The sequence below is a fragment of the Vibrio sp. V12_P9A6T4 genome, assembly GCF_963874835.1.
Classification (GTDB): domain Bacteria; phylum Pseudomonadota; class Gammaproteobacteria; order Enterobacterales; family Vibrionaceae; genus Vibrio; species Vibrio anguillarum.
Genome location: NZ_CAWNJO010000115.1, coordinates 16,088 through 29,416, shown reverse-complemented (window position 1 = coordinate 29,416; position 13,329 = coordinate 16,088). Strand labels below are relative to the sequence as shown.

Here is a 13,329-nt window from a genome sequence, read left to right as displayed (position 1 = left end):
TCGGCTAGATTGAAGAGCATTACAATTTGTCGGTTAACTCAATTGCTTGGCCAATATAGTTGGCTGGTGTCATCTCTTTCAAGCGTGCTTTTTCAGCTTCAGGTAGCGCAAGGCCATCAATAAAGTGGCGCATTGCTTCACCATCGACTCGCTTACCGCGCGTGAGTTCTTTCAATTTTTCGTACGGTTTTTCGATGCCGTAGCGGCGCATAACTGTTTGCACTGGTTCAGCAAGGACTTCCCAGTTTTTATCGAGCTCAGCAAGCAGCGCATCACGGTTCACTTCCAGTTTACTGATCCCTTTTAGCGTTGAAGTGTAGGCGATGATCGCATAACCAACACCCACACCAAGGTTACGCAGCACGGTTGAATCTGTTAAGTCACGTTGCCAGCGAGAAATAGGCAGCTTTTGTGCTAGGTGATTGAACACGGCATTAGCAAGGCCTAGGTTGCCTTCTGAGTTTTCAAAATCGATCGGGTTGACTTTATGTGGCATTGTCGATGAACCAATTTCACCCGCAATGGTTCTTTGTCTGAAGTGGCCCAAAGCGATATAGCCCCAAATGTCACGATCGAAGTCGATCAGAATAGTATTGAAGCGGGCAACGGCATCAAATAGCTCTGCGATGTAATCATGTGGCTCAATTTGTGTGGTATAAGGGTTCCACGCCACACCTAGCGATTCAGTGATAAACTCTTCACTAAAGGTATGCCAGTCGAGTTCTGGATAGGCTGAAAGGTGAGCGTTGTAGTTACCTACTGCGCCGTTTACTTTTGCGAGAATCTCGATATTGGCAATCTGCTTATATTGGCGTTCCATACGGTACGCTACGTTAGCCATCTCTTTACCCATAGTACTTGGTGATGCTGGCTGTCCGTGGGTACGAGACAATAACGGAATATCGCGATATTCTTCTGCTAAGTGACGAATCGCATCAATAATGTTGCGCATTTCAGGAAGAAGCACGGTATCGCGAGCTTCTTTGAGCATTAGCGCGTGAGATGTGTTGTTGATGTCTTCTGAAGTACAAGCAAAGTGAATGAATTCATTAACGGCGTGCAGCTCAGGAACACCCGCTACTTTTTCTTTTAAGAAATACTCTACAGCCTTAACATCATGGTTCGTTGTGCGTTCAATTTCTTTAATACGAGCGGCATCTTCTTCGCTAAAATTGTCTGCTATCGCATTAAGAAATTGATTTGCTTCATCACTGAATGCTGGAACTTCGGCAATTCCAGCAGTGGCTGAAAGCTTCTGTAACCAACGAATTTCAACAATGGTCCGATACTTGAGGAGACCAAACTCACTAAAGATACTGCGTAACGCAATCGTTTTACTTCCGTAGCGGCCGTCTACCGGTGAAACAGCAGTCAAGGCTGACAGTTCCATGTTTTTCTCCTGAATTTTGAGGTTAAGTGTGAGAGTGAATTCTTTGCGTCAATATTAGACTCGAGCTAATAAAATCTGAGCTTGTTCGATCATTTTCTTACGACCGAAGATCAGATGGCGACGCTTTCCTCCAACCTGACGCCACAAGACAGCGCAACGAATTCCTGAAAGGAGTAAGGCGCGCACTTTGTGCTGGGTTGAAGTTTGTTGAAGTATGGTAGGGGTTCCAGTGACTTGGATTCTCGGGCCAATAGGGCTGATAACATCCAAGTAGATACTGGCAAGGTTGCTGATCATCTGATCATCAAGCAAGTCAAAGTGGTTGACTTGACGTTCAATCGTTTGAATACGATCGCCCAGCTGTGACATCGCATCACGACGAGCGCTTAATTTACGCTCTAATGCCATCAGGCTAATGATATAGCGAGTGATTTCACTCCCTGATGGCGTGCTATCAATACCTTTCACCAAACATTCGAGGCCAATTTTTAAGTTGGCCTCAGAGCCGAAGACATCAAGTGTATTGTTTGGATTAGTACTTAAGATAGCCGTTAGAGAAGTTTCAAACGCGTCTGAATCACAGTGACCATTTTTTGCTACGTGTTGCACTAAAGCGACAGCTTGGCAGATACCCGCAAAAGCGATGGTACGGTCATAAAGGGTGTTAGCCACGTTTATTACTCCTAAGTTGTTTAAATTCGCTGCTCAATAATTCCACCGCCAAGACACACATCGCCTTGATAGAAAACCGCGGATTGACCAGGCGTGACGGCCACTTGTGGCTCATCAAAAATGACTTTAATGTTTTCATCATCAATAGGGATGATGGTACACGCTATATCCGTTTGACGGTAACGTGTTTTTACCGTGCAGCTTAGCGTTGCTTGGATTGGTGTACGATCAACCCAGTGTAATTGGGAAGCGATCAAGCCATGAGATTTCAATAATGGGTGATCAGCGCCTTGGACTGCAATCAAAACGTTACGTTTAAGATCTTTATCAGCGACATACCATGGGTCTTCGTTACCGCCACCGCCTTTTTGGCCACCAATGTGTAACCCTTTGCGTTGACCTAAAGTGTGGTACATCAGGCCTTGATGTTCACCAATAACGAGACCTTCTGGTGTTTCAATTTTACCCGGTTGTGCTGGTAAATAGCGAGACAAGAAGTCGGTAAATTTGCGCTCGCCGATGAAACAGATACCAGTTGAATCTTTTTTCTTCGCCGTCACCAAACCTTGTTCTTCCGCAATGCGTCGAACTTCGGGTTTTTCTAAATCACCGACAGGAAATAAGCTACGAGCCACTTGTTCATGGCTTAATGTATAGAGGAAGTAGCTTTGGTCTTTGTTGTTGTCCAAGCCGCGCAGCATTTTTGGTTTGTCATTACCTTCAGGGAAGGTGCGTCGAACATAGTGGCCCATGGCGATATAATCGGCATCTAGCACTTCATCTGCAAACTCTAAAAAGGCTTTAAACTTGATTTCTTTGTTACAAAGAATGTCTGGGTTGGGAGTTCGCCCTGCTTTATATTCCTCTAGGAAATATTCAAATACGTTGTCCCAATATTCGGCGGCAAAATTAATGGTATGAAGAGGGATGTCTAACTTATCGCACACGGCTTGTGCATCGGCTAAATCTTCCGCCGCTGTACAATATTCCTCGTTATCATCTTCTTCCCAGTTCTTCATGAACAGGCCTTCGACTTGATAACCTTGCTCTTTGAGAAGATACGCCGAAACGGAGGAGTCAACACCACCGGACATGCCGACGATGACTTTCTTTTGGCTGTTTGCGCTGCGGTTGTCTGACATTACTTAATACCACTCAATTGACTTGGTCGCAGATTCTAGCAGAAAGATTTTCGTCGCGACAGATCCGAGACAGCAATCACACTTCTATCTGGTTTAATTGGCGTCGTATCTGTCAATGTCAGCAGAAATTAGTTTTAGAATTCTATAATGGCTTATGGCATAGTGCGTGCCATTTTAAAGCGTAATAAAAGGCCACAAAATGCAAGATGACAATCAGATTATGGATGACGCATTCCTCATCGAAACAGTAGAGAATCAACTCGCGGACGGAAATCCGTTAAAGGTCAAAGAAACCTTGATGCGCTTGATGATGACAGGTCACTCAAGGGAGGATGCCGTTGCCTCTATTGCTTGTGCGCTTGCAATTGAGATTTTTGATGTGATGAAAAACGAAGGGCAATTTGACCTAAAACGCTATTCAGAGCATTTAGATAGGTTACCTGATCTCAGCTTTATGGAAGGTGAATAAAAATAATCAAGAGCAAACGTTTGCTATAGTTGCCTTAGTTGCCGCGCTAATGGGTGCGCGGTAGAATCGCGCATCTTTTTCTCCTCTACTCAGACTGACGTTATGAAATTTCCTGGCCAACGCAAATCAAAGCATTACTTTCCTGTTCATGCACGTGACCCACTTGTTATCCAAGCACAAGAAAATAAAAAAATGTCACGTACACATATTATTGGTATCGACCAGACCTTGGTGGATATAGAAGCGAAAGTAAATACTGACCTCATCGAAAAATATGAGCTTAGTAAAGGCCATTCGTTAGTGATTGACGATCAGAAGGCCGAAGCTTTGTACACTGAGCTCAAACAAAATGGTCTGATTACTAACGAATATGCTGGGGGAACGATTGGCAACACATTACACAATTATTCGGTGCTGGCAGATGATCGCTCAACGTTGTTAGGTGTGATGAGCCAAGATATAAAAATTGGTAGCTACGGTTATCGTTATTTATGTAATACATCAAGTCGGATGGATCTGAATTATTTACAAGCGGTCGATGGAGCGATTGGGCGCTGCTTTGCCTTGATCACAGAGGATGGAGAAAGAACCTTTGCTATTAGTGAAGGGCAAATGAACCAACTTCGCGCAGAAAGTGTTCCAGAAAAAATATTTAAAAGTGCTTCAGCCTTAGTACTGACTGCTTATTTAATTCGCTGCAAAACTGGTGATCCAATGCCAGAGGCAACAATGAGAGCGATTGAATATGCTAAGAAATATGATGTACCTGTTGTTTTAACCTTAGGTACTAAATTTGTTATTCAAGATGACCCTCAATTTTGGCAAAATTTTTTGCGTGATCATGTCACTGTTGTTGCCATGAATGAAGATGAAGCCGAAGCATTAACCGGGGAAAGTGATCCCCTTGCAGCGTCAAATAAAGCCTTAAATTGGGTTGATCTTGTATTATGCACCGCAGGCCCAGTCGGTTTATTTATGGCAGGATATACTGAAGATGCGGCGAAACGTGAAACATCGTTGCCACTATTACCTGGTTCTATTGCTGAATTCAATCGTTATGAATTTAGTCGCCCAGCATCAAAAATAAGTTGTGAAAATCCGATACGTGTTTATTCTCATATTTCACCGTATATGGGTGGGCCTGAGAAAATTAAAAATACTAATGGTGCGGGAGATGCGGCGTTGTCGGCATTGCTGCATGATATGGCAGCCAATAAATATCATAAAGAGAACGTCCCTAATTCGAGCAAGCATCAGAATAACTTTTTAACCTATTCATCCTTCTCGCAAGTTTGCAAATATTCCAACCGTGCCAGTTATGAGGTGCTAGCCCAGCATTCACCTCGTCTGTCACGTGGTTTACCTGAACGTGAAGACAGCTTAGAAGAAGCGTATTGGGAAAGATAAAAATTAAAATAATAAAAAGGCTCCGTTAGGAGCCTTTTTATTTGCTAAAGAGTTATTAAATCTCGAATTCTTCTAGAGATTTACCTGCATCAAGTTGCTCTTGAATTGCAGAAGGTGTACGACCTTGACCTGTCCATGTTTTTTCTTGACCATTGGCATCAAGATATTTGTATTTTGCTGGACGAGGTGCGCGTTTGCCTTGAACTTTAACTTTGTTCTTAGTTTCACCAGAAAGTGCAGAAATTAATGCGCTTACATCAATACCGTCTTTGGCAATCTGTTCTGCAATCGCAGCCAGCTTCGCTTCTTGTTCTGCGCGAGCAGAGCGTTCTTCTTCTTCCGCTTCTCTGCGTTCTTGAACAACGATCGTTAATTTATCTAGTGCTTCTTCAAGCTGCTCTAGAGTGAGTTCACGAGAAAAAGCGCGTAGGCTACGAATATTAAGTAGAGTTTTTGTTAATTCAGACATGACTATTCCTATTTGATTTAATTTAGTCGACACAGCAATAATAAACTGCTGAATTGGTACTTACAATATTAGATTCAAATATTAATGAAAATTTTATAGATAAATAAAAATCAAAAAAATATGAACTTGTAATGATGAGCTAATTTCATACATAAGTAGTAGTATCAAGAAGATCATCAATGATTTTTAGATAAACTTATAATTAATGTTTTTATTATAATCTTCGTGATATTCATTGCACCACATTATGAAAGAAGTCTCAATGTTTCTTAATGAATGTGACCAATAATTGATGCACTTTGATGACATGATCGGTTGCAATGCATTCGTTGTTAAGTACAATGTCATTTACCTAAAGCGAAGTAAGACATTTATCATTGTTAAAATGACTTAATAACGGTGATTTATTGTACTTTCTTTGACGTAGAGGTGCGGTAAAAAATAGTAACTTCTGTTGGGGTAATGCCAATGAACAAAAGTGAAAGGTTTTATCGCCGAAGTAAGTATGCACATTAAAGCAGCTTGCTGGGGTTGTATTCGAATAGGAACAACACTGCCATAGTCTATTCTTTTTTTAAACTATGGAGCGCTACTGTAGGGTTGGGTGAAGTGTTCGCTTCCCTTTCGCTTAGTTCAACATGAATTACGTGGTTATCTTAGCTCGTAATTTGTCTGCAGTAGATCTCTAACCATTTACTTACTGGTTTTTGAAGATCATGAATTTAATCGATTTTGCATCATCTCCTCTGTCGCTGTTACCGCCTCTGGTAGCATTAAGTTTGGCTGTTCTTACACGCAGAGTACTTGTTTCATTAGGTGTCGGTATTGTATTAGGCGCGGTATTACTCGCGGATTATTCTTTTGGTAGTGCATTCAGTTATGTTGCTACTAAGGTATCAAGCGTCTTTGTTGCTGATGGCGGCATTAATACTTGGAATATGAGTATCGTCGGATTTTTGCTTTTATTAGGTATGATGACCGCGCTATTAACTTTGTCTGGCGGTACTCGTGCTTTTGCCGAATGGGCACAAGTCCGCGTAAAAAGTAAACGTGGCTCAAAACTGCTGGCGGCATTTTTGGGTGTGTTTATTTTCGTTGATGATTATTTTAACAGTTTAGCCGTAGGTTCTATTTCTCGTCCTGTGACTGACCGCTTTTATGTATCTCGTGCTAAACTTGCCTATATCCTTGATTCAACTGCAGCACCAATGTGCGTTGTGATGCCAGCTTCTAGTTGGGGCGCGTACATTATGACGATTATTGGCGGTATTCTCGTTTCTCACGGGATTACCGAATATTCGGCATTGGGCGCGTACATGCGTTTAGTACCAATGAATTTTTATGCCATTTTTGCATTACTGATGGTGTTTGCGGTGGTGTGGTTCCAATTAGATATTGGTCAAATGCGCCAGCATGAAATTAATGCCTCCCAAGGCCGTGGATTCGACGACGCAAATGAAAACGATAGCCAAGACGCACATGAGTTAAATGAAGAGCTTGATATCAAAGAGAGCGAACATGGCAAAGTGTTGGATCTGGTTCTGCCTATCGTATTACTCATCATTGCAACGGTTTCAGCCATGTTATTTACGGGTGGTCAATCTTTAGCCGCAGACGGTAAAGCATTTGATCTACTGGGTGCGTTTGAAAACACCAATGTCGGCGCTTCATTGATTTACGGCGGGCTAGTTGGCTTGGCGATGGCTCTGTTTACTGTGTTTAAGCAAAAGCTGCCAATGAATGACATCAGTAATACATTGTGGATCGGTGCTAAATCGATGTTTGGTGCGATTTTGATCCTAATTTTTGCGTGGACAATTGGCTCTGTTATTGGGGACATGAAAACCGGTGCGTATATGTCATCTTTGGTTCAAGGTAATATTGATCCGCATTGGCTACCGGTCATCTTATTCTTACTATCGGGCGTGATGGCGTTTTCAACCGGCACTTCTTGGGGAACGTTTGGCATCATGTTGCCCATTGCTGGAGATATGGCTGCGGCGACCGATATCGCTCTAATACTCCCGATGCTGAGCGCGGTGCTCGCTGGTTCCGTCTTTGGTGACCACTGTTCTCCTATTTCTGACACCACCATTTTATCGTCGACAGGCGCGCGTTGTAACCATATCGATCACGTTGCGACACAATTGCCGTATGCACTGGCTACGGCCTTGGTTTCGAGTGTCGGTTTTGTTATTTTAGGAATGACAGCGTCAGTGCTGATCTCGTTGGCTTGTGCTTCTGTTGCATTTATCATTGTGTGCATGATTATGGCCGCTATGGCGAAATCAAAAATGACACATTGCGAGACGTTGTAGCCGTATTTTGGTTAAATGGAGTTGATAAAAGGGAAACGAAAGTTTCCCTTTTTTATTACTGGTGCACGACGGCGAAAAAAGATTTTAAAAAAGCAAAATTTTTAGTTGAAAAAGAACATCAGCTTGGTTAGTGTGGAGTCAAGACAGCAAACCAATAAGAGCTGATAAGTATGCGTAATTTTGTAATGAACATTCATCATCACCATCACCCTAAATAATCTTTCGGGGAGATGTACGCATACCCGGGAGGCAGGAAACTCCCGGTGGTTAAGTCAAAGCATTTAGATTAAAACCCTCGGGAGAACGCAAATCTCCCGAGGGTTTTTTCATTTTGCTTTAACTCAATTCCAAATACATTCAATACATTGCACAGGGAAATTGTCATGCAAACACAACGCCTAAGAATTGCCATCCAGAAGAAAGGCCGCTTGAGCTCAGAGTGCCAAGACCTACTTAAAAAATGCGGCGTGAAATTCAATATCATGGGTGAGCGTCTTGTCGTTCACTCTCTCAATATGCCGATCGACCTACTGCTAGTGCGTGATGACGACATACCCGGGCTGGTGATGGACGGTGTGGTTGATCTCGGTTTCATTGGTGAGAATGAACTGGAAGAGGTGCGTTTAGAACGCTTGTCGCAAAATAAGAAAAGTGAGTTTGTTTCACTGCGCCGTCTTGATTTTGGTGGTTGCCGCTTATCCATCGCGATCAATAAAGATCAGCGATACAACGGCCCTCAAGATTTGGCGGGTAAACGCATCGCCACAACTTATCCGCAGTTACTCAAAGCGTACATGGATGAAAAGGGCATTGATTTTAGCACTTGTGTGCTCACCGGTTCTGTTGAGGTTGCACCACGAGCTGGCCTAGCTGATGCGATTGCTGACCTTGTTTCTACCGGCGCAACATTAGAAGCGAATGGCCTCAAAGAGGCTGAAGTTATCTTCCAATCCAAAGCAACACTCATTCAGCGTCAAGGTGAATTCAGTGAAGATAAACAAGCATTGATTGCTCGTTTATTGACGCGTATGCAAGGCGTGATTCAAGCCAAAGAGTCCAAATACATCATGCTGCATGCTCCGGTTGATCAATTAGAAGCGATTAAAGACTTACTTCCGGGAGCGGAAGACCCAACAGTACTGCCTTTATCGGCGGAGAAAAATCGTGTTGCAGTACATGTGGTCAGTACCGAGAACCTATTTTGGGAAACCATGGAGCGCCTAAAAGCATTAGGGGCGAGTTCTATTTTGGTTTTACCTATCGATAAAATGATGGAGTAACGGCGATGAGAACTGTCGTTTGGCAATCGTTGAGTGAAACTCAGCAAGATTCAATTTTAGAACGCCCGGCCATTACTGAAGGAGCCAATGTCACTGCTGCCGTGAGCGCCGTGATTGCGCAGGTGAAAGCGCAAGGTGACCAAGCGTTAATTGAGTTAACTGAAAAATTTGACCGCGTGAAACCGGATTCAATTCGCGTTTCAAGTGGTGAGATTGATGCGGCGTGCGAGCGTCTTTCTGACAAGATGAAACAAGCACTTCAACAAGCTTATGAGAACATTACTAAGTTCCATAAAGCACAAAAGCTGCCACCGATCAAAGTGGAAACGCAGCCGGGAGTAGTGTGTGAACAAGTCACGCGTCCAATTAATACGGTGGGCTTGTACATTCCCGGAGGCAGTGCGCCTTTACCTTCTACCGTATTAATGTTGGGTGTTCCTGCACAAATTGCAGGGTGTCGTAAAGTGGTGCTCTGCTCACCGCCACCGATTGCGGACGAAATCCTCTACGTGGCCAAGCTGTGTAACATTGATGAGGTGTACAACATTGGTGGTGGTCAAGCGATTGCAGCAATGGCTTATGGGACTAAATCCGTTGCAAAAGTAGACAAAATCTTCGGCCCCGGTAATGCCTACGTGACAGAAGCAAAACGTCAAGTGAGTAATGATTTTCGCGGTGCAGCGATTGATATGCCAGCGGGTCCTTCGGAAGTGTTGGTGATTGCTGATGATACGGCTGATGCCGATTTCATCGCGGCTGATCTGCTTAGCCAAGCTGAGCACGGACCTGATTCACAAGTTGTGTTAGTGACCCCTTCAGCGGTGATTGCCGATCAAGTAACAGATGCAGTGCAAAAGCAGCTAAAAAGCTTATCTCGCGCCGCCATTGCAGAAAAGGCCTTGGCTTCTAGTTTGATTATCATCGCTGAGTCTTTGACCCAAGCGGTTTCTATCTCGAACTACTACGGTCCTGAGCACTTAATTGTGCAAACGCGGAACCCTCGTGAGCTGTTGCCGTTACTTGATAACGCTGGCTCAATTTTCTTAGGTGAGTGGTCACCAGAATCAGCCGGTGACTACGCTTCGGGTACCAACCACGTTTTGCCAACATACGGTTACACGCGTACTTATTCTAGCCTTGGTTTAGCTGATTTTAGTAAGCGCATGACGGTGCAAGAACTCAGCGCAGAGGGCTTACAAGGGTTAGCGCCAACCGTGGTCACAATGGCAGAAGCTGAAGGATTGGATGCACACAAACGTGCGGTCACCATTCGAGTCGAAAAATTGCAAAAGGCGAAAAAATAATGGAAAAACTGGCTCGTAAGCAAATTCAAGCACTGAAACCTTACTTATCGGCTCGCCGTATTGGCGGCAGTGGTGATGTGTGGCTCAATGCCAACGAATCGCCATTCAATAATGAGTACAAAACCGATTTTGTGCGTTTGAACCGTTACAGTGATTGCCAACCCAAAGCTATGATCGATGCGTATGCGGCTTATGCCAAGGTACATCCAGAGCAGGTGTTGACCTCACGCGGTGCTGATGAAGGGATTGAACTTTTGATCCGCGCATTTTGTGAGCCCAATCAAGACGCTATTTTATACTGTCCGCCGACTTATGGTATGTACGCGATTAGCGCTGAAACGTTCGGTGTCGAGCGTAAAGTTGTGCCATTAACAGCGGATTGGCAGCTCGATCTGTCAGCCATTCGTGCCAATTTAGACAGCGTGAAGTTGATCTTCGTTTGTAGTCCTAATAATCCAACCGGCAATTTGGTTAAGCGCCAAGATATTATTGCTTTGCTGGAAATGACTAAAGACCGCGCTATTGTCGTGATGGATGAAGCCTACATTGATTTCTGTCCAGAAGCCTCAACCGTTGATTTATTAGCGCAATACTCGAATCTGGCGATTTTACGCACCTTATCCAAAGCGTTTGCGCTTGCAGGTTTGCGCTGCGGTTTTACCTTGGCCAGTAAAGAGCTGATTGATGTGCTGCAGAAGGTAATTGCACCTTATCCCGTGCCAATTCCGGTAGCAGACATTGCCGTGCAAGCGTTATCGGAAGCTGGGCTGGCTCGTACCAAATTCCAAGTGTTGGATCTCAATGCAAACCGTGCTTACTTACAAGCAGGGTTGTATATGGTGCCCCATTTAACTGTGTTTGAAGGGTGGGGAAACTATCTATTAGTGAAATTTCCCGATGGTGATGCGCTGTTTAAAGCCGCTTGGGATCACGGCATTATTTTACGCAATTCTCCGATTGAAAATTGCGTGAGGATCAGTATCGGTAATCGCGAAGAGTGTGAAAAAACACTCGCTTTTATTCGCAATTATTATCAGTAATCAAGCACCATAAATAGCCCAAAATGAATAAGAGCCAGTCGTTTAAGTGACGTTACTGGCCAATAGAAAAGGATATTCCAGTGAGCAAACAGCAAAAAATTCTCTTTATTGATCGTGACGGAACCTTAATTGTTGAGCCTCCGGTCGATTTCCAAGTTGATCGTTTAGACAAACTGAAACTAGAGCCGTATGTGATCCCAAGCCTACTGGCTTTGCAGGCTGCGGGTTATCGGCTGGTGATGGTCACCAACCAAGATGGACTGGGGACGGATAGCTATCCTCAAGCGGATTTCGATGCCCCTCATGCGATGATGATGGACATTTTTCAGTCCCAAGGAGTGATCTTTGATGATGTGCTGATTTGCCCGCACTTTGAAAAAGATAATTGCTCTTGCCGCAAACCCAAACTGGGGATGGTTAAAGAGTATCTGCAAGGAGGCAAAGTCGATTTTCAGCAATCAGTGGTGATTGGCGATCGAATGACCGACCTGCAACTGGCTGAAAATATGGCGATCCGTGGTATTCAATATCATCCGAAAAGTATGGGATGGCGTGAAATAGTTAAAGACTTAACCGTGAAAGCGCGCAGCGCCGAAGTGGTAAGAACCACTAAAGAGACCGACATTAAAGTTGCGGTCAATTTGGATGAAACGGGTGGTAATCAAATTACAACGGGGTTAGGTTTTTTTGACCACATGCTTGACCAAATCGCAACCCATGGTGGTTTTCAATTGAAGTTGAGTGTCAATGGTGATCTGCACATTGATGATCACCACACCATTGAAGATACCGCATTAGCACTCGGGCAAGCCTTAAAAGAGGCATTAGGCGATAAGCGTGGCATTGGTCGTTTTGGTTTTTCGTTGCCGATGGATGAGTGTTTAGCACAATGTGCACTCGATCTATCGGGTCGCCCTTATCTGAAATTTGAGGCCACCTTTACACGTGAGCAAGTGGGCGATCTCTCCACTGAAATGGTATATCACTTCTTCCGTTCATTAACCGACACTTTGGCCTGTACGCTACACCTCTCATCCAGTGGCGAGAATGATCACCATATTATTGAAAGTCTCTTTAAGGCTTTTGGCCGCACATTGCGCCAAGCCATTAAAGTGGAAGGCAATGAACTACCTAGCAGCAAAGGAGTACTGTAATGTCGTCAGTCCGCGAAGCGATGAGTGATAACAGCAGCCAGCCGCAAAAGGTCGTCATCATTGATACAGGCTGCGCTAATGTGTCTTCCGTGAAATTTGCCATCGAACGCTTGGGGTACCCAGTCACTATTTCAAAAAATCCTGATGTGGTGTTGACGGCAGATAAGCTGTTTTTACCCGGTGTCGGTACGGCAAGTGAGGCGATGAAAAATCTGCAACAGCGCGATTTAATTACCTTGGTGAAACAGGTTGAAAAGCCACTGCTCGGCATCTGCTTAGGCATGCAACTGTTAGGTCAGCTGTCAGAAGAAAAAGGACAGCAAGCTAGCGATCAAGCTAATGGCATTGTTGATAATGATATTGTGGAATGCTTGAGATTATGTGACGGCGAGGTTCGCCTGATGGATACAGGCGATTTACCACTACCACATATGGGTTGGAACACGGTCAATGCCGAAAGAGGCCATCCTCTGTTTAAAGGCATTGAGCAGGGTGAATATTTCTATTTTGTCCATAGCTACGCCATGCCCGTCGGTGAATACACGATTGCTGAATGTGAATACGGTAAGCCTTTCACCGCGGCGCTGCAAAGCGGTAATTACTATGGTGTCCAATTTCACCCAGAGCGCTCATCCAAAGCCGGCTCAGCACTGATCAAGAACTTCTTGGAATTATAAAAGGGAA

Annotated in this window: 12 protein-coding genes, 1 riboswitch and 1 other annotated feature; of the genes, 8 read left to right on the top strand and 4 right to left on the bottom strand. The window is 44.1% G+C overall.

Going from position 1 to position 13,329, the window contains the following annotated elements:
• Positions 1-19 precede the first annotated feature (19 nt).
• Genes purB through mnmA form a run of 3 tightly spaced genes read right to left on the bottom strand, consistent with a single transcriptional unit; the run spans position 20 to position 3,204 of the window.
• Positions 20-1,390: an adenylosuccinate lyase gene (purB, locus tag AACQ42_RS16480; protein WP_013857106.1), complete on the bottom strand. Its 1,371-nt coding sequence runs from the start codon at positions 1,388-1,390 to the stop codon at positions 20-22.
• A 54-nt stretch (positions 1,391-1,444) separates the two neighbouring features.
• Positions 1,445-2,062: a high frequency lysogenization protein HflD gene (gene hflD / locus AACQ42_RS16475; protein ID WP_013857105.1), complete on the bottom strand. Its 618-nt coding sequence runs from the start codon at positions 2,060-2,062 to the stop codon at positions 1,445-1,447.
• 20 nt (positions 2,063-2,082) lie between these two features.
• A complete protein-coding gene (gene mnmA / locus AACQ42_RS16470; RefSeq protein WP_017043901.1) occupies positions 2,083-3,204 on the bottom strand; it encodes a tRNA 2-thiouridine(34) synthase MnmA in 1,122 nt (373 codons plus the stop codon).
• A 199-nt stretch (positions 3,205-3,403) separates the two neighbouring features.
• Between mnmA and AACQ42_RS16465 the strand changes: the two genes are divergently transcribed.
• Together AACQ42_RS16465 and AACQ42_RS16460 are read left to right on the top strand one after the other, a co-directional pair.
• Entirely contained in the window at positions 3,404-3,673 is a 270-nt protein-coding gene (locus AACQ42_RS16465) for a hypothetical protein (protein ID WP_013857103.1), read from the top strand.
• Positions 3,674-3,775: 102 nt separating this feature from the next.
• Positions 3,776-5,080 (top strand): inosine/guanosine kinase, encoded by a 1,305-nt coding sequence (locus AACQ42_RS16460; RefSeq protein ID WP_088721150.1) that lies wholly within the window; start codon positions 3,776-3,778, stop codon positions 5,078-5,080.
• 55 nt (positions 5,081-5,135) lie between these two features.
• Here AACQ42_RS16460 and AACQ42_RS16455 read toward each other — a convergent pair whose 3' ends face one another.
• The gene (locus AACQ42_RS16455; RefSeq protein ID WP_017043902.1) at positions 5,136-5,549 is read right to left on the bottom strand and encodes an H-NS histone family protein; all 414 of its coding nucleotides are present in this window, start codon (positions 5,547-5,549) and stop codon (positions 5,136-5,138) included.
• Between the two features lie 416 nt (positions 5,550-5,965).
• Positions 5,966-6,149, top strand: a riboswitch (Lysine riboswitch).
• Positions 6,150-6,265: 116 nt separating this feature from the next.
• Between AACQ42_RS16455 and AACQ42_RS16450 the strand changes: the two genes are divergently transcribed.
• From AACQ42_RS16450 to hisH, 6 genes are all read left to right on the top strand, one after another.
• Positions 6,266-7,867, top strand: coding sequence for a Na+/H+ antiporter NhaC family protein (locus AACQ42_RS16450; RefSeq protein ID WP_094165749.1), 1,602 nt, complete (start codon positions 6,266-6,268; stop codon positions 7,865-7,867).
• Between the two features lie 193 nt (positions 7,868-8,060).
• Positions 8,061-8,197: a sequence feature (His leader region), on the top strand.
• A 53-nt stretch (positions 8,198-8,250) separates the two neighbouring features.
• Entirely contained in the window at positions 8,251-9,147 is an 897-nt protein-coding gene (hisG, locus tag AACQ42_RS16445) for an ATP phosphoribosyltransferase (protein ID WP_094165748.1), read from the top strand.
• Positions 9,148-9,152: 5 nt separating this feature from the next.
• Positions 9,153-10,451: a histidinol dehydrogenase gene (gene hisD / locus AACQ42_RS16440; protein ID WP_094165747.1), complete on the top strand. Its 1,299-nt coding sequence runs from the start codon at positions 9,153-9,155 to the stop codon at positions 10,449-10,451.
• Complete coding sequence (gene hisC / locus AACQ42_RS16435; protein ID WP_094165746.1) at positions 10,451-11,491, top strand: histidinol-phosphate transaminase; 1,041 nt, start codon at positions 10,451-10,453, stop codon at positions 11,489-11,491. The genes hisD and hisC overlap by 1 nt, the downstream gene beginning before the upstream one ends.
• A gap of 80 nt (positions 11,492-11,571) precedes the next feature.
• Positions 11,572-12,645 (top strand): bifunctional histidinol-phosphatase/imidazoleglycerol-phosphate dehydratase HisB, encoded by a 1,074-nt coding sequence (gene hisB / locus AACQ42_RS16430; protein WP_013857094.1) that lies wholly within the window; start codon positions 11,572-11,574, stop codon positions 12,643-12,645.
• Positions 12,645-13,322 carry an imidazole glycerol phosphate synthase subunit HisH gene (gene hisH / locus AACQ42_RS16425; RefSeq protein ID WP_094165745.1) on the top strand — a complete coding sequence of 226 codons (678 nt, stop codon included), beginning with the start codon at positions 12,645-12,647 and terminating at the stop codon, positions 13,320-13,322. The genes hisB and hisH overlap by 1 nt, the downstream gene beginning before the upstream one ends.
• Positions 13,323-13,329: the final 7 nt, after the last annotated feature.

Coding starts and splice junctions, on each gene's coding strand:
- hisH (WP_094165745.1), top strand. CDS start 12,645: ATGTCGTCAGTCCGCGAAGCGATGAGTGATAACAGCAGCCAGCCGCAA.
- AACQ42_RS16465 (WP_013857103.1), top strand. CDS start 3,404: ATGCAAGATGACAATCAGATTATGGATGACGCATTCCTCATCGAAACA.
- hisD (WP_094165747.1), top strand. CDS start 9,153: ATGAGAACTGTCGTTTGGCAATCGTTGAGTGAAACTCAGCAAGATTCA.
- purB (WP_013857106.1), bottom strand. CDS start 1,390: ATGGAACTGTCAGCCTTGACTGCTGTTTCACCGGTAGACGGCCGCTAC.
- AACQ42_RS16450 (WP_094165749.1), top strand. CDS start 6,266: ATGAATTTAATCGATTTTGCATCATCTCCTCTGTCGCTGTTACCGCCT.
- AACQ42_RS16455 (WP_017043902.1), bottom strand. CDS start 5,549: ATGTCTGAATTAACAAAAACTCTACTTAATATTCGTAGCCTACGCGCT.
- AACQ42_RS16460 (WP_088721150.1), top strand. CDS start 3,776: ATGAAATTTCCTGGCCAACGCAAATCAAAGCATTACTTTCCTGTTCAT.
- hisC (WP_094165746.1), top strand. CDS start 10,451: ATGGAAAAACTGGCTCGTAAGCAAATTCAAGCACTGAAACCTTACTTA.
- hisG (WP_094165748.1), top strand. CDS start 8,251: ATGCAAACACAACGCCTAAGAATTGCCATCCAGAAGAAAGGCCGCTTG.
- mnmA (WP_017043901.1), bottom strand. CDS start 3,204: ATGTCAGACAACCGCAGCGCAAACAGCCAAAAGAAAGTCATCGTCGGC.